This is a genomic window from Daejeonella sp. (genome assembly GCF_030695525.1).
Taxonomy (GTDB): domain Bacteria; phylum Bacteroidota; class Bacteroidia; order Sphingobacteriales; family Sphingobacteriaceae; genus Daejeonella.
In genome coordinates this window covers 55,252-72,327 of record NZ_JAUYSS010000072.1, presented here as the reverse complement: position 1 = coordinate 72,327, position 17,076 = coordinate 55,252, and the positions used below count along the sequence as shown (strand labels likewise).

13 protein-coding genes are annotated in these 17,076 nt (G+C 39.0%); 5 read left to right on the top strand and 8 right to left on the bottom strand.

What is annotated here, in order from left to right; all coding sequences use genetic code 11:
• Window positions 1-33 precede the first annotated feature (33 nt).
• Both Q8S11_RS17405 and Q8S11_RS17400 read left to right on the top strand, forming a co-directional pair.
• On the top strand, window positions 34-1,053 hold the full coding sequence (locus tag Q8S11_RS17405; RefSeq protein ID WP_305663392.1) for an RluA family pseudouridine synthase: 1,020 nt from the start codon (window positions 34-36) through the stop codon (window positions 1,051-1,053).
• Window positions 1,054-1,055: 2 nt separating this feature from the next.
• Window positions 1,056-1,895, top strand: coding sequence for an aminotransferase class IV (locus tag Q8S11_RS17400; RefSeq protein ID WP_305663391.1), 840 nt, complete (start codon window positions 1,056-1,058; stop codon window positions 1,893-1,895).
• Between the two features lie 638 nt (window positions 1,896-2,533).
• Here the strand turns inward: Q8S11_RS17400 and fmt are convergent.
• Both fmt and Q8S11_RS17390 read right to left on the bottom strand, forming a co-directional pair.
• Window positions 2,534-3,448, bottom strand: coding sequence for a methionyl-tRNA formyltransferase (gene fmt, locus Q8S11_RS17395; RefSeq protein WP_305663390.1), 915 nt, complete (start codon window positions 3,446-3,448; stop codon window positions 2,534-2,536).
• A gap of 119 nt (window positions 3,449-3,567) precedes the next feature.
• Window positions 3,568-4,821 (bottom strand): DUF1343 domain-containing protein, encoded by a 1,254-nt coding sequence (locus tag Q8S11_RS17390; protein WP_305663389.1) that lies wholly within the window; start codon window positions 4,819-4,821, stop codon window positions 3,568-3,570.
• Between the two features lie 116 nt (window positions 4,822-4,937).
• Here Q8S11_RS17390 and Q8S11_RS17385 point away from each other — a divergent pair, with 116 nt between their 5' ends.
• Window positions 4,938-6,158, top strand: coding sequence for an FtsX-like permease family protein (locus tag Q8S11_RS17385; RefSeq protein WP_305663388.1), 1,221 nt, complete (start codon window positions 4,938-4,940; stop codon window positions 6,156-6,158).
• Window position 6,159: 1 nt separating this feature from the next.
• Here the strand turns inward: Q8S11_RS17385 and Q8S11_RS17380 are convergent, their stop codons facing one another.
• The 6 genes from Q8S11_RS17380 to mazG all read right to left on the bottom strand — a co-directional run bounded on the left by Q8S11_RS17380 (window position 6,160) and on the right by mazG (window position 11,487).
• Window positions 6,160-6,594, bottom strand: coding sequence for a hypothetical protein (locus Q8S11_RS17380; protein ID WP_305663387.1), 435 nt, complete (start codon window positions 6,592-6,594; stop codon window positions 6,160-6,162).
• A 17-nt stretch (window positions 6,595-6,611) separates the two neighbouring features.
• The gene (locus tag Q8S11_RS17375; RefSeq protein WP_305663386.1) at window positions 6,612-6,956 is read right to left on the bottom strand and encodes a hypothetical protein; all 345 of its coding nucleotides are present in this window, start codon (window positions 6,954-6,956) and stop codon (window positions 6,612-6,614) included.
• Window positions 6,953-8,239, bottom strand: coding sequence for an outer membrane beta-barrel protein (locus Q8S11_RS17370; protein ID WP_305663385.1), 1,287 nt, complete (start codon window positions 8,237-8,239; stop codon window positions 6,953-6,955). The genes Q8S11_RS17375 and Q8S11_RS17370 overlap by 4 nt, the downstream gene beginning before the upstream one ends.
• On the bottom strand, window positions 8,236-8,784 hold the full coding sequence (locus Q8S11_RS17365) for an RNA polymerase sigma factor (RefSeq protein ID WP_305663384.1): 549 nt from the start codon (window positions 8,782-8,784) through the stop codon (window positions 8,236-8,238). Before Q8S11_RS17365 ends, Q8S11_RS17370 begins: the two co-directional genes overlap by 4 nt.
• A gap of 3 nt (window positions 8,785-8,787) precedes the next feature.
• Window positions 8,788-9,237: a hypothetical protein gene (locus tag Q8S11_RS17360; RefSeq protein WP_305663383.1), complete on the bottom strand. Its 450-nt coding sequence runs from the start codon at window positions 9,235-9,237 to the stop codon at window positions 8,788-8,790.
• A gap of 1,440 nt (window positions 9,238-10,677) precedes the next feature.
• Entirely contained in the window at window positions 10,678-11,487 is an 810-nt protein-coding gene (mazG, locus tag Q8S11_RS17355; protein WP_305663382.1) for a nucleoside triphosphate pyrophosphohydrolase, read from the bottom strand.
• Window positions 11,488-12,166: 679 nt separating this feature from the next.
• Here mazG and Q8S11_RS17350 point away from each other — a divergent pair.
• Together Q8S11_RS17350 and Q8S11_RS17345 are read left to right on the top strand one after the other, a co-directional pair.
• Complete coding sequence (locus Q8S11_RS17350) at window positions 12,167-15,163, top strand: DEAD/DEAH box helicase (protein ID WP_305663381.1); 2,997 nt, start codon at window positions 12,167-12,169, stop codon at window positions 15,161-15,163.
• Window positions 15,164-15,478: 315 nt separating this feature from the next.
• Window positions 15,479-17,041 (top strand): Fic family protein, encoded by a 1,563-nt coding sequence (locus Q8S11_RS17345; RefSeq protein WP_305663380.1) that lies wholly within the window; start codon window positions 15,479-15,481, stop codon window positions 17,039-17,041.
• The last annotated feature ends 35 nt before the right edge of the window (window positions 17,042-17,076 follow it).

Genomic DNA, 17,076 nt, shown 5'->3' with positions numbered 1-17,076 from the left:
ATCGTTTTCCCTGCAAAGAATTAATTTTGCAGCATGATAGAGGATAATCAGGAATTAGAGGAGCAGGATTTGTATGAACACCTGCGAATCGTTGTGGATAAAGGTCAGTCATTACTGAGGCTGGATAAATTCCTGATTATTCGTACCGAGAATACCTCCCGCAACAGGATTCAGAATGCCATTGATGCCGGAAATGTTTTAGTGAATGAAAAGGTGGTAAAGTCCAGTTATAAGGTGAAGCCGCTCGATGTCATTTCAATGGTTTTGCCACATCCTCCCCGTGATACCGAAGTTTATCCCGAAAATATTCCGATCGACATCATTTATGAAGATGATGATGTAATTATGGTCAATAAGGCTGCCGGAATGGTAGTTCATCCCGGTTTCAATAATTATACAGGAACCCTGGTAAATGCCCTGGTTTATCATGCTCAGCAATTGCCGCAAATGCCCGGAAATGAAGGAAGGCCCGGTTTGGTGCATCGGATCGACAAAGATACCTCCGGACTCCTACTGGTAAGTAAAAATGAATGGGCAATCACTTTTCTCGCCAAGCAATTTTTCGATCACAGCATCACACGTAAATATCTGGCTCTTGTTTGGGGAGATCTGGCCGAAGCCGGTACTGTAAAAGGTTATATAGGTCGAAGTGTTAAAGACCGGAAAGTGATGGCTGTTTATGATGAGGAAGAAAAGGGAAAATGGTCAGTTACCCATTATAAAGTCCTGGAACGCTTCAATTATGTTACACTCATTGAATGTGAGTTGGAGACCGGCAGGACACATCAGATCAGAGCACATATGAAATACATCGGTCATCCATTGTTTAATGACAGTGCCTATGGTGGCGACCGGATTTTAAAGGGTACTATTTTTAATAAATACAGGCAGTTTGTTGAAAATTGCTTTGAGCTAATGCCTAGACAGGCTCTGCATGCAAAGTCTTTAGGCTTTATTCATCCTACAACCCGAAAATTTGTTCACTTTGAAACAGAGTTGCCTGCTGATTTTTATGCAGTGCTTGAGAAGTGGCGTAATTACATTAAGGAATAAATATGAGTGTCGAGTATATTAATTTTAACGGAAGTATACTTCCTGCTGATCAACTGATTTTTAAGGCAAATAATCGCGGTTTTCGCTATGGGGATGGGCTTTTTGAATCAATGCGCTACATTAAAGGGAAGTTGAAGTTTTCTGAAATGCATATTGACCGCATTCAAAAGGGCATGAAACTACTCAGGTTTGAAAATTGTTCTTTGATTGATGCCTGGTTTATCCGTGAAAAGGTTGAAGAACTTATAAGAAGAAACAGAACAGGTGCAGATGCAAGGATAAGGTTAACAGTTTTTCGTGATTCAGAGGGTTTATACAGTCCTGTTTCCAATAAATTCGGCTATTTACTCGAGATTCAGAAATTGAATGAAAGCCAGTATATTTTGAATAAAAAGGGGCTCATCATTGATGTTTATGATGAAATACCTAAACCCGTAAACGCACTTTCCAATCTAAAGACCTGTAATGCAATGATCTACGTACTTGCAGGCATTTTTAAGAATCAGAATGCACTTGATGAGGTACTGATACTAAATCAGCAGGGGTTTCTTTGTGAATCCATGAGCAGCAATGTTTTCGTTGTTTATGACCGAAAATTATATACTCCTGCACTAAATGAAGGCTGTATAGCAGGAGTCATGCGCCAGGTAGTGATGCGGCTTGCTAAGGAGAATGATATTGAACTGGTTGAGGCACAAATCAATCCGGAAATTTTGAATGAAGCTGATGAGGTATTTTTAACCAATGCAGGAAAGGGGATTCAGTGGGTAATGGGGTATAATAATAAAAGGTATTTTAATGAGGTGTCCAGGTTTCTGAGTGAGAAGTTGAATTTGGTTTGAGGGCTGGGCAACGAGAAGCGAGCAACTAATTTTTAATAGGGAAGAGGTGGTGGGTCGAGCCCAATATCATTATTTAGTATCTTAAATATTTAATATACAGTAGGTTATATTTACCCGAGATTAAAATTATTCCGTATAATTTCAAATTTTATACCGCTCATAGCCGCGGTGGCCTATTCACTTTTTCCTTGATGAAAAAGTAACCAAAAAATCAAGACAAAACGAAGCTCCCACCACTAGAGGCCATACATCCGGCCCGCCGTTTTGTCCTCCCCACGCTCGGGAAATCCATATTCATTCATATTAATTTCCATTTATTGAAATTTGAAGGCTACTAAGATTAACGTTAAAGGTTTAGGAATGTTCATCCATCAACGGCTGCGTACAGGGCTATGAAAGTTAGTTCTTTGGCAATTGTTTAATTTGCCGCCCTGTCCAATGCCGCAAAAAAAGTATATGAAAGTTCCTACAATGGCTACACGCCTAGGATGTTTCTAATGATACCAGTTATTTTATTATACGCCACGCTAACAGCCCCCATTTATTACGGAGTCCCTTTTCCGCCAGGGAAGGATCAAACAGCCTGAGGCAGGGATTACAACTTACTCGAATTGAAATAAGTAATAATGAGAAATAGGTTATAGCCTGACTCCTCTTAAAAACTCATCCACTTTCATTTGCTTTTTGCCTTCCAGTTGTAAGTCCCTGACTGAAATCAAGCCATTGCGGCAGGCAAATTTGAGATAGGTTTTATTATCAGTCAATATTGTGCCTGGCTTATCTGTTATGGCTTTTTCTTCAATTGCGGCGTTAAAAATTTTCAGTGTTTTATCTTGTAACTGGCAAAATGCTGCAGGATGCGGACTTAATCCCCTGATCAGGTTATAAACATCTTTAACCGGGCGATCCCAATTGATCTGACAATCCTCCCTGAAAATTTTTGGAGCCTTTTTCAACTCATGTTCCTGATGAGTGTTTTGTGGTATCTCCCTATATTTTCCCGCTTCAATGGCTTTGATTGTTTTTACCAGTAATCCGGCACCAATTATCATAAGTTTATCATGAAGATCACCAGCGGTATCATCATCTTCAATATCAAGCTCTTCAGCAAATAATAGGTCACCTGTATCGATTTCTTGCTTCAGAAAAAATGTACTTACCCCACTTCGCTTTTCTCCGTTAATAATTGCCCAGTTGATGGGTGCTGCGCCACGATATTGGGGCAGAAGGGAAGCGTGTAGGTTAACAGTACCTTTTGGGGGCATATTCCATACGAGTTCAGGTAACATTCTGAATGCTACAACTACTTGTATATCAGCATCTAACAATTTAAGTTCTTTTAGAAACTCCGGATCTTTCAATTTCACCGGCTGAAGAATCTTTAATCCCTTTTCAACAGCAAATCTTTTAACGGCAGATTCGCTGATTTTTTGTCCTCTGCCTGCCGGTTTATCAGCTGCGGTAATAACCCCCACTATATCGAAATCAGCATCCAAAAGGGCACTTAAGGAGGCGACTGCAAAATCAGGGGTGCCCATGAAAACGATTTTCATAATGAGGTTTGAGGTTTGAGGTATGAGGTTTGAGGACTGAGGACTGAGGACTGAGGACTGAGGTATGAAGTATGAGGTAGTCCTTCCGACCTCCGACTTCCGACCTCTGGCTTCCGACCCTACTGATATAGCAAATACTTCTTTCTCATAATCTTATATTGAGAAAGCCCGGGTTCCCAGCTCTGGCGGATTTCCTCTTCAGATTTGCCGGCAATGATTTGTTGTTTCAGATCGTATGTTCCGGCAAGCTTATCAAAGTTACCCATTTGGTTGCTTTGTTTGAAATCAAAGAACTTCTCTTTATAAGGGTAGGCATTATAAAGTTCAATTAACCAGCTAAGGTTAATCTTTCCTTCTTTCCTGATCTTATTAGTGTTATACTGCCTCAGGTCGATTCCGAAACACTCTTTATTCATGTGTAATGGTGTTTCACTCATTCCTTTTATACCTTTTGGGATAAAAGAGAATTTGTATTTATCCTTCAGATCCGGATTCCCGAGTATGGTGAAGGGGAAATACGTTCCTCGTCCCTGACTGATGATAGTACCTTCGAAAAGACACAGGGAAGGGTAAAGTAAAACGGATTGCGGAGTGTTCAGGTTTGGAGATGGTTTAACCGGCAATATATAAGGTGTAGCATGTGTATAATTGGCAATCTTAATGATCCTGATGTTACACTTGACTTTATTTGCCATCCAACCCTCTCCATTAAGCATTTGCGCATATTCTGCAATGGTAAGTCCGTGAGTGATTGGGATTGGATTATAACCAATTCCTGACTTTAATTTTGGATCCAGAATTGGTCCGTCAACATAAAAACCATTTGGGTTAGGACGATCCAGGATCAGAACTTCTTTATTATTTTCTCCGCAGGCTTCCATAACATGCTGCAGGGTATTGATATAGGTATAAAACCTGGTGCCTACATCCTGAATATCATAGACCATCAAATCCACATCGTCCATATCTTCTTTTGTAGGTTTTAAATGTTTTCCATACAGCGAGATTACCGGTAATCCTGTTTTTGCATCAAAACTGTTATCCACCTTAACTCCGGCACTTGCATCGCCACGAAAACCATGCTCCGGGCCAAAAATCTTAACAATTTTAACTCCAAGTTTTAGCAGGCTGTCAACCACGGTGGTATTCCCAATGACGGAAGTTGGATTCACTACCATTCCTATCCGCTTTCCTTTGAGATAAGGAAGATACTGGTCGATCTGTTCGGCACCTGTTCGAAGCTTAGCGGTGGATTCGGTATCAGGATTATCCTTGCTTAAAGATAATATCTTTGATTGCTCAGATTGAACTTCAAGGGAATTACATGCCAGGATTAAAAGGGCGAAAATCAGGAAATAGCTTGAACGGTGCATAGTCAATATGGATTATTGAATATAAATTAATGGTTAATTGTTCTTAATAATTGGTTCAGAAACGAATTTAAAAAAAATGCATCTTTGCTAAAGGTACAAAAAAAAGCATTTCAGGATTGAATTTACCCCTTTTCATCGCAAAACGAATAACGTTTAATTCCAAACGAACTTTTTCGAAGCTAATTGTGCGTATCGCAATTCTTGGAATCATGCTGGGCCTGGCGGTGATGATTCTTGCCATAGCAATAGTCAAGGGCTTTAAATCAGAGATTCGTGAAAAAGTTCGTGGTTTTTCAGGGGATATTCAGATATCTAAACTGGATCTCAATACTTCCTACGAAAATACTTCCTTTAGTATTTCTGATTCTTCCCTTCAAAAAATTCTGAAACAGAATGGGATAGAATTTATACAATCATTCGCTACCAAACCCGGAATCATAAATACGAATGATGAGATTGAAGGGGTGGTTTTAAAGGGTGTTGACAGAGATTATAATTGGGAATATTTCAGGAAAATCCTTGTAGCAGGTAATGTTATTGAATTTTCGGATACCTTGAAGTCGAGAACACAGATTCTGATTTCAAAATATACAGCAGACCGATTAAAACTGAAGGTAGGCGATGATTTTCTAATGTATTTCATTGAAAATTCCCTGCGTAAACGAAAATTTCAGATAGTCGGAATTTATAATCTTGGGGTTGAAGAAGTAGATAAACTTTTCGTAATCGGGGATATCGGACTGATCCGAAGTCTTAATAAATGGGCTCCGGGCGAAGTAGGAGGATATGAATTAAGAGTTTCTGACTTCGATAAGCTTGAAGAAATTGAAGCCAGGGTTTATGAAGATCTTGATATTGAACTTAAATCATATACTATAAAACAGTATTATCCAACTATTTTTGAATGGTTATCACTGCTTGATGTCAATACTCAGGTAATATTGATCCTGATGATGGCAGTTGCAGTTATTAATATGATTTCGGCGCTACTGATCATGATTCTTGAACGAACAAATATGATCGGAATATTAAAGGCCCTGGGAAATACGAACTGGCAGATTCGTAAAATATTTCTTTATAATGCTGCTTACCTGATTGCATGGGGGCTACTCTGTGGTAATCTTTTGGGAATCGGACTTGGTTTGTTTCAGTCGCAAACTCATTTCTTTACTTTGGATCAGGCATCATATTACATTGATTTTGTACCGGTTCAATTGGATGTTCCGGATATTCTGATGCTGAATGCAGGAACCTTGCTGATCAGTTTATTTGTCCTGCTACTCCCCTCTATGCTTGTGACAAGAATATCGCCACTTAAAGCCATCCGGTTTAAGTAAATCATTCTTTTCTTATGATCAGCAAGGCTTTTTTATCTTGTTTCTTACCGAGTTCCGGAAAAGGGCTAACTTCCTTAAGTACAACAGTATAACTGATATCATTCAGTCGGATGATTACACTGTCTTCAGTGTTGTTCATATTGTCGCAAAACCCCAGACAAAGCTCAGCTAAATTCTCTGCTCCCGAATTATCTGACATCCTTAATTTAACCCTGGCATTACCGGCACTTATACATAAAGCATTTACCGGACAGCGGCTATCATTAACTTCTTGTAATGTAATTTTTAAGTCATTATTGTTTCCCTGCAGGACAATACTTTCATTTTCCTTCAGTTCAAAGGGACTGTCAAATTCAATAGAATCTTTTTCACAAGAGCTGATTAAAAGTCCGGTAAAACAAACCAGAACTATTAGGTATTTATTGATGTTTTTCATAAGTATATATTAAAGAATTAATTACTCTTCCAGATCAATTCAATAGATCCGCTAAACTTCAGATTCTGATAATCCTCGGCGGATAAATACAGAGTTTTACCATCGCAGCCATGCAGGATAGGTACACTATTTATGTAGGGTTCACAGTTTGAGATTATAAAAACTGTTTGTTTCTCATAGGTAGATCTTGAGATGATATAACATTGGTTGAGTGAACTTAAACGACTGATTTCCTGTTCCAGCCAGGGAAGATCATTGATTGGGTCATTTCCGCCGCATAGACTGTTAGATTTTTCGCATGAGAATAACAGGCAAGCACCTGAAAAGAGTGCTGCTTTGAATAATAATTTAAGCTTGGTCATGGTTTTTTTGCAGTGTTAAAATTCAGTTTAACATTTATTCCTGATGCTCCAAATCTGATGTTTTCACTTCCAAGTCCGCCGAGCGGATATTTTAAAAAGGGCTCAATGGTCAGGCTCTGCTTTTTGCTTAAGTGGGTGTTAAATCCAAAGGATACATTCAGGGTGCGCATCAGATCAAAGTCTTTCAGTTGCCTGCTTATTTCCTGCTTGTTAGCGGCTGCAGAAGATCCAACAAATGAGTTAAAATTCGATTGCTTAACAGCGTATTTTTCGCTCAGATAAGTGCCTGAACTTAATCCTGCAAGGAAATACGTGCTGCTTTTCTCAGGATTAAACAGGTATTTAACGTTAACAGGAATATCGAGGCCAAGAAGTTCTGCCTCATAATTACTAAGTGCTACAAGTGTTCCAACAATTGATGAATTAGCATCCTGAAATGATCCATAATTATTTGCCGGTTCATTTTGATTGTAGGCAAGGCTGTTTTTACTCAGGTTCAGTCCGGTCGAAATTCTAAGGTTCTTACTGATCCTGAAGTCGGATGAAAGCCCTGCACCCATATTCACATTATTCTCACTGCCTTCTGCATAATTGATGAAGGACCCGGCATATAAACTGAGTGAAAAGTTCTTTTTGCTGCTTTTTTCAGATTTTTTTTCCTTTTCTTCCGTTAGTTTTAATTCTTCTGACTTTGGTTTTAAATTAAAATCTGTCTTTCTGACTTCTTCCATTGCGAGAACCATTGTGTCTTGTGTTATTGCAGGCTCTTCAGCAGTTTTTGGCGACTTTGCAACAGGATTTTCATAGGTAGATGCCGAATCCTTAGCAGAAATCACCAACCTGTCTGATGTTTTAGAATAATCATCAGGGTGATTATTAAGCAATTTTTCTTCCTCATGAAATGAGGAAGAAAGTATACTGGCAGGCTTGGTATCTGAACCTGCTTGTAATTCTTTTACAATTAATTTGGATGGGGCAGGGGCAGGGATTGAAAGTTGTGGTTCAGATGAGCTGGTTTCAGATTCTGTTTTTTTACTCTCAATGGATGTTTTGTTTATAGTTATAATAGGCTCCTGATTTATTTCAGGAATGTAAAGCCATAGCCCGGATAGAACAATTAGTACTGCAGCAGCCGAACTGATCCAAAAGAACAAAGGCCTTCCTTTTTCTTCCGGATATTTCTTGCGCAGTTCCAGCCAACCCTCATTGGAGGCAGGATCTTCGAAATCCTCGAAAACCTGGCGGAATTTAGCTGCAATTCTCTGATCTTCCGTTTCTTTCATGCTGATTGTTCTAAACTGAAGGCTAATCTTAATTTTTCTTTTGCCCTGCTTAAATTCACCCGGGATGAGCTGGCAGGGATCTGAAGTATATTTCCGATCTCCTCATGGCTGTACCCGTCTATCTCATACATATTAAAAACCATCCGCTGTATATTTGGAAGCTTGTCCAGTAATTTGCAGATGTCCCTGGCGTTCAGGTTCTCTAATGCCTGAGCCGGATAAGATAGCTCTGAGGCATTTTCGAGCGGACTCAGGTACTGATGTTTCAGATCTTTTCTTCTCCTGTCTAAAGCTGTATTGACTACAATCCTGCTTAACCATGGTTTTAAATTCTGTTCATTTTTAAAATCCTTTATTGATTTGAATACCTTTATAAAGGAGTCATTTACAACTTCCAGTGTATCATCACGGTCAGATAAATACCTCATTCCAACACCCATAGCATAGCTGAAGAAATGTTTATATAACATTTCCTGGTACTTTAAATTGCCTTTTTTGCATTCCTGAATGAGCTCTGATTCAGGAATGTGGGATGTTTTTGACATGTATCAATTTGTTCTCTTCAACCGGTATTGATATGATCCGGGTAACATTCCCGGCTTAATGGCGCAAGTTTTGCAAATTTCAAATTTACGTGTCAAAATTAAACTGTCATTTTTAAGTTCATAAATAAATCGTCCGTTCAGAATTAAGTTCCAGTCGAAATCGGCAGTCCAGATATGTTTATCGTTAAACTGTACTTCTTCCTTATCCACCAGAGTAAATTCACCGGCTCCTCCGGCCGGTATTCTTGAAGCGTCACCACTTGAATGGTACTCTTTGCCTGAAAGATTGACTGTTACAGTATTTTGGCTTTTTATGGTTTTGGTTTCGCCGGGGCCGGTATAATAGTAATAACCGTTATAGTTTCCATCCAATAAGCTCAGATTAATTTTGTCTGAACATGATGCTGCAAAAAGTAAAATCGAAAAAAGTAAAAGTAATCCTGTAGTTCTCATATATAGGGTTTTATATACCTAAGACGAATCAGGATACAGAAATGCTACATCGATTATAAAAAATATTTTGATTAGGGAAGGGTGCCCTTAGAGCAGATGTTTCTGAGGTTTAAATCAATTTGAATATGAAAAATTATATTTCAACACAATAATCAATAGTATGTCATTGCGATCCGACCAAGGCGGAGAAGCAATCCCCTTACTAATAGTGCTAAACGTCATTAGATTGCTTCGTCGTGCCTCCTCGCGAGCGCAGTGCCAATGCCATTATTTAGTGCTTTTAATATTTAATATGCAGTAGGTTATATTTATTAAGGATTAAAATTATTCCGTGTATTCTCAAATTTTAAACCGCTCATAGCCGCTGAGGCCTATTCACTTTTTCCTTGATGAAAAAGTAACCAAAAAATCAAGACAAAACGAAGCTCCCACCCCTAGAGGCCATACACCCGGCCCGTCGTTTTGTCCTCCCCGCGCTCAGGAAATCCTTATTCATTCAAATTAATTCCCCTTTATTGAAATTTTAAGGCTGCTAAGATTAACGTTAGAGGTTTAGGAATGTTCATCCATCAACGGCTGCGTACAGGGCTATGAAAGTTAGAGCTATGGAAACTCTTCAATTTACCGCCCTGTCCGATGCCGCAAAAAAAGTATATGAATGTTATTGCAAAGGCGACACGCCTAGGATCCTGCTAATTATACCAAATATCATATTATACGCCAGGCTAGCAGCCCCCTTTAATAACCTTTCTTCCTCCGCCCAGGTCGGATGGTGCGGCAAAATTGTCCAGCCCTAAGCAGAAACCTTCAAAGCATTCCCGAACCTTCGGGACAGCGGCGGCATTTATTCGTTTTTGTCTATTGTTTTTAAGGTACTCATGGTCTCGTCGTTCCTCCTCGGCATGGTCCTTTTCTGCCCGTCCGAACGGGTTCATCCGGGCGGGCTGCAGGAAAAGGACTAGGCCCCGCGGCCATGAGCGGGCTAAATATCCTATAATTTGGAATTGTTCGTCAAAATCAAAAAAGTAAAAAATAATTCAAGACATACTAATTTGTATTTAATATGAAATCAAATCTTAAATAGTGACATTGGGCTATAGGGAATTGAATATGCTAAAATGGCTCTCGTTAAGACGCAAATAGCAACATATCATCATATGCTTAGGTGATATATTACGCGTCTTAGCAAGAGTAAAACATTTGAGAAATCTAAAAGGATAATTTATAAGCCTCTATAACATGTCATGAGTAGGAGGCTCGCTTGGCCGGACGGCCAGGCACGATGAAGCAATCTAATGATTGTAGGAGATTGCTTCTCAGCCTAGGGCTGATCGCAATAACAAGAGACTGTGCTCCCGATGACAAGAGGCTGCGTTGGCAATGACAAAATACTTGTCATTGCTTCTTGAGAATGGTCCCAATTTATTTTCTCGAGAAGGCTTATTTTTGAGTTTTGGCTTCATTCCAGAAAATATCCATTTCAGATAAAGTCATGTCTTTCAGGCTTTTGCCAAGCTCTTTTGCCTTGCTTTCAAGATATTGAAAACGCTTTATAAACTTCTTGTTTGTTTTTTCGAGAGCATCTTCCGGGTTGATATCGATGAAACGAGCGTAGTTTATTAAAGAAAACATCAGATCGCCGAATTCCCCTTCAGCCTTCTCTTTATCAATGGCTGTATTATCATCGGTGTTAAATTCATCCCTGAATTCCCTCAATTCTTCTTCCACCTTATCCCATACCTGAGCCTTTTCTTCCCAGTCGAAACCAACGCCTCTTGCTTTTTCCTGAATTCTTGAAGCTTTGATCAGGGCCGGCAATGAAGCAGGGACCCCTTCGAGCACTGATTTATTGCCCTCTTTTAATTTCAGTTGCTCCCAATTGCGTTTTACATCAGCTTCATCATTAACCTGTACATCGCTGTAAATATGCGGATGCCTGTGGATCAGTTTATCACAGATGCCGTTCAGGACATCAGCAATATTAAAATCATTAGTTTCAGAAGCGATGCGTGTGTAAAACACGAGATGAAGCATAATATCACCCAGTTCTTTTCTGATCTCGTTCATGTCCCCTTCAAGGATAGCATCAGAAAGTTCGTAGGTCTCTTCAATCGTGAGATGCCTGAGTGTTTCCATCGTTTGCTTCTTATCCCAGGGGCATTGCTCACGAAGGGTATTCATGATCGTTAACAAACGTTCAAAGGACTTTGCAGGTGTATCGGCGGAAGGAGGGATTGGATTTGCGGACATTTATCGGGATTAATGTTGCAAAAATAGGATTTTGATCTTGTTATTTTGGTGTGGGAAATTTCTTCACATTCCGAACTCCTGATAAATGAGGATTTAAAAATAGAACTAAAAGTAGAGATTTTACTTCCTGTTCATTCATTGTCTGAACTATGATTTATTTGATTTTTGGGATTGCTATAATTTCCAATGTGCTGTTTTTGCACTTGTATGATTAAAATCCTAGTTCAGACGCTTTAGCTTTATAGTTCTATGCTTAACATTGTCAATGTAGCTCCAAAGGATGGCTCATACAGTTTCAGATCTATGTGTTTGAAATCAATTTTTGACATAGTGGATTTTATGATTTAACAGTCGCGACTTTTAAACTTAACAAGTTTAGCAAAAAAGTATCTGTTTATCAATATGTTAATAAAGGAATGTATTTATCAACAATTAACAATTTTTAGTATACAGAATTAACAAAGTTGGTTTTCTTAATTAACAGATTTAAAACAACAATGTTCTTGTGTATGTCGGCGTTGAGGAAAAGGTTGCGCTAACTAATCATTGTTCAGTAAAGAGCCTTAAGAATCTAGGTAGAAAGTGTGTTCCTGAATTATGGGGTTAATATATAATCATATAGATTTACTGTCGGGCGATCATTCCTCTCGGAAATGGTGAATGAGTTGCTGAATATGAAATGAAGACCTCAATTACTACTGATCAGTTAAACCTATATAAGTCTCTCTTTAAAGGTCGAGAGGATGTTTTTGCCGTGAGTTGGGAAAAGAACGGCAAAGGAAATTACATGCCGGCTTTTAGTTTTGACCCTCACTGGTATAAACTGCATCTGGCAAAGGGAGGTACATTCCAATCATTCCATGACAAAACATACAAACCTTTAAATGATCAGGAACTCTTAAAGCACCTTAATGGTGAGCAGGTTGTGGGTCTCTACCCTCTGCTTCAAAATAATACATCCTGGTTGATAGCTGCAGATTTTGATGAATTAAATTGGGTAGACGAATGTCGGTCATTTTTAAAGATTTGTGAGGAACATAGCCTTCCTGCCTATTTGGAGCGATCCCGTTCTGGAAAGGGTGGACACGTTTGGATATTTTTTGAGGAGCCTTATGAAGCATTTCGAAGCCGTAAAATAGTCTTGACATTGCTGGAGAAATCCGGCATCATCTCCATATTCGATAAAAACTCAAGCTTTGACCGCCTTTTCCCCAATCAGGATACCCTTTCTAAGAAAGGTGTAGGCAATTTAATTGCCTTGCCTCTAAATAAGTCCAGCTTAGATAAGGGTAACAGCTGTTTCGTTGATCCGGAAACACTAACACCTTATGACGATCAATGGAAGTTTTTTGAATCAATTAAAAGAGCTGAAATAGCTTACCTAAATGAACTCTATAAAGATCTAACCGGGCAAGTAAGCATATCAGAGGGCCTATTTCAGCCGACAGAAGATGCTTCCGGTAAAGTGATTATCTCTTTACACAATGAGATTAGTATAGGCAGAACCAATTTGCCAGCATCGCTGGTTTCTTTTCTGAAAGAAGAATTAAACTTTGCTAATACGGAATTTCAAGTAAAGAAGAATATCAATAAAAGCACCTTTGGCGTTAAGCGCTACTTCAAATTATTAAATGAGACATCTGAAGATATATTGATACCGCGGGGCTTTATTGGCAAACTATTGCGTTTCTGTATAGAAAAGCAAATTGACTATATTCTGAATGACCAACGAATACAAAAGGAGTCTATACTATTTAAAGGCACCATTGAATTAAGAGAATATCAAAAAGCGGCTAAAGACGCAGCAAATAAAAAAGATTTTGGAGTCATTGTTGCCCCACCAGGAGCTGGAAAGACCATAGTGAGTTTAGCCATAATTCAGACAAAACAACAGCCGACGTTAATTTTGGTTCATCGGAAAACTTTAGCCGATCAATGGATAGAGCGAATAGAATCTTTTTTGGGCATTGTAAAGAAGGATATAGGAAAAATTGGCGCCGGAAGAAATAAGCTTGGAAAGCAGATTACCGTTGCAATGATTCAGAGCATGGAAAAGGTACTTGAATCAGAGGATGGCGCAGACTTGTGTAATGCTTTTGGAACTATTATCATAGATGAATGTCATCATGTTCCGGCGGAAACGTATCAGAAGGTAATCTCTAAGTTAAATAGTTATTATTTATATGGGTTAACTGCAACACCCTTTAGAAAGTACAATGATGGTAAATTGATATTCATTCACCTGGGAGAAATAATCCATGAGATCAAAAGCCCTGAAATTACCCATCATCAAGGTGCTAAGATTAAGATCCGGGATACCGGGCTGTTTGTTCCGTTTAATATAAAAACAGACAAGTTTGAAACACTTTTTAAGATCCTGGTACACGATTCGGCTCGAAACCAGCTCATTTTAAACGATGTAACGTCCGAATTAAACACAGGAAAGAAAGTAGTCATATTAACCGAACGCAAAGAGCACATTACCTCACTACAACAATATCTAAAGCAAACTTATGATACTATCACTATTAGTGGCGAAGATTTGGAATCACAGAAAAAATCTAAATGGACTGCGATTAAGAATGGTGATTTTCAAGTCCTGATAACGACAGGCCAATATTTCGGAGAAGGTACAGATGTTCAAAATATTACCACGTTATTTTTGGTTTACCCCTTCGCTTTTGAAGGTAAGCTGGTTCAATATATCGGACGAGTTCAACGGTCGGAAATTGCACCGACTATTTATGATTACCGGGATCGTAATATTCTTTACCTGGAAAAGCTATTCCAAAAAAGAAATGCTTACTACAATAAAATAAAGATCAATGATTTAAACACTGGCTCAGATGAGAGCGAAGCGATAAGCGGAAAAATTAATGAGCGTATTGAAGTTCCTATTGAAACCCTTGCATTTAAGTTTGGTTCGATAGCATTTAAGTACAGATGGGAATTGTCTAACGATGAAGAGATCGACTTTGAGATCGAAAACCTGAATATCCGCCCTGAATTCAGTGTCCTTAAACCCTATTTTATAAAGTTCCTGAAAAAGGATAGCGTAAATATTCACATCCAGGCAACGGTTCAGCATAATCGGTTGATATTTAAATCAGCTGCTTCCATAGATCTGGATAAGATCAATCGCGAAGTTATCGACAGCGTTAAATTTCGATTTTTAAATAAGGGAATAATAAAGGGAGTACCATCCGGTAAAACAAATTTGCTGGACGCAGAGCAATTGCAAGGAGGTGAAGCTCAAGGACTTTATGGTAGTGAGGAGGATTTGCTGGAAAATATCCTGTCATTGAAACACTACAAACATCATCGGCATCTCCGGTATCTTTCTAAGATACATGAAAGCGCAATACTTAAGCTCCGCTTTGTTCTTGAACCATTTTCCTTTGTTTTCTTAGTTTCTGGCGTTCAACAATATCATCTCGTTTGGGAAACACTGGATACAGAGGAAGCTACCTATATCTGGCATATTGAAAAGGCAATGCATGAGTTAACTTTAAAAGTAAAGGAGATAGATCGATTACTTGGCGAAATCAGAATAAATGGACGCCAGGCTTATTTGGATACCAATGCTGATAACTTTAGCAGAATTGTTCATGATTATTCTGATGACCAAAAAGGCTTTATTCTTTGGAAGGATCTTTTAGAGGAGAAGTTATTTTAATACCCGCATGCTTGGTAAAACGGTTGAGGCCCTCGTGTTCGATTTGATATGCTTTCGTGTTTATTTTATTGCATCGTTCACGTAACGTGAACACAAAAAAATAATGAACATTAACTTCATTTCCAAGATTGTTCATACTCGCCTCTCCTTATCTCTCATCGAAATTAAATATGATAAGATATTCATTATTAATATTTTATTTATATTTTTGATTGTATGTAATTGTAATTGCACGTATGCGTATAATTGTAATTGCACGAGCGTATATAATTGTAATTGCACAATATCGCTTTTGCAATCTTTAAAACAATAGAAATGGCTAGCCCGAGAGAAAAATTTGTTGCAGCTCTTAAAACGCTCAAAGAAATCCAGGACAAGGGAATTGTGGCCATATATACCAGCGACCTATCGGCTAGTCATCGATCAATTTTAGTGAAAAATGGTTTTCTGATCGAGGTTTCCAAAGGATGGTATATACCGTCCGATCCGGAGGAACAGAAAGGTGACAGCACTTCGTGGTTCAGTTCGTACTGGGACTTTTGCGCAAGGTTTCTGAAGAAGAAATACAGAAATGAGTACTCTATTGCTCCTGAAACTTCGCTTCTGATCCATGCAGGTAACTGGGCTGTCCCTGCGCAATTGGTAGTCCGTGCGCCAAAAGCAAACAATACGATAACGCCATTACCTCACAATACATCCTTATTTAATTTAAAGGCGGAGTTACCTGCAAAAGAAATAGTGACTATTGAAAAGGAGATCCGAATGTATAGTCTTCAGGGGGCTCTTATTTACAGTACTCCCAGTATCTTTCTGTCAAATCCTATTGATGCCAGAACCGCCCTTTCCATGATCAGGGATTCATCTGAGCTTCTACCCATTCTGCTTGATAACAACCATACGCGAATAGCAGGCCGTCTCGCCGGGGCATTTCGTAATCTTGGTAGAGATAAAATAGCAGCTGGAATTATAGATGCAATGAAAGCTGCGGGTTATGATATCAGGGAAACTGACCCTTTTGAATATAAACTGGGTATCAACCTATCATCACGCGAACGTTCAGCTCATGTTAACAGGATCAAGCTTCTCTGGCACGACATGAGAACGGTAATTATTAAAAAATTTCCCAATGCTCCCGGTATACCTCTAAAGAAAGCAGAATACCTCAAAAACGTAGACGACCTGTTTATCACAGATGCCTATCATTCACTATCAATTGAACGATACCGAGTAACACCAGAACTTATAGAGCGGGTGAGTAGCGGAAAATGGGATAAGAGCACCAATGAGGAGGATAAAAGACAAAGGGACGCTATGGCTGCGAGAGGCTACTGGCAGGCATTCCAAAGGGTAAAGGAAACCATAAGCGCAATTTTAGATAACGGTCAACCAGGCAAGCTGGCAGATCAGGATCACCCGAAATGGTACAGGGAGTTATTTGACCCTAGTGTTTCAGCTGGTATTCTTAAAGCATCAGATCTTGCAGGTTATAGAAATAGTCAGGTATTTATCGGAGGTTCAAAGCATACCCCTCTAAGTGTAGAGGCCATGAGGGATACGATGCCTGTCTTATTTGAATTATTGGAAGAAGAACCAGAAGCTTCAGTCAGGGCAGTGCTAGGACATTTTGTATTTGTATTTATTCATCCATATATGGATGGTAATGGAAGGATGGGGCGGTTCTTAATGAACGTGATGCTCGCCTCTGGAGGATATCCCTGGACAGTTATCCCGGCAGAAAAAAGAACAGATTACATGAGTGCCTTAGAAAAAGCCAGTGCCGAAATGAATATAGCTCCGTTCGCAAGCTTTATTGCAGAGCTGGTTAACCTGGGTATGGAAGGAAAACCCGCAGCTACGTTGAAGAATGCAGAGGAGTAATTTAAAGAGAATCTCTCACAGATTTATTAAACTTA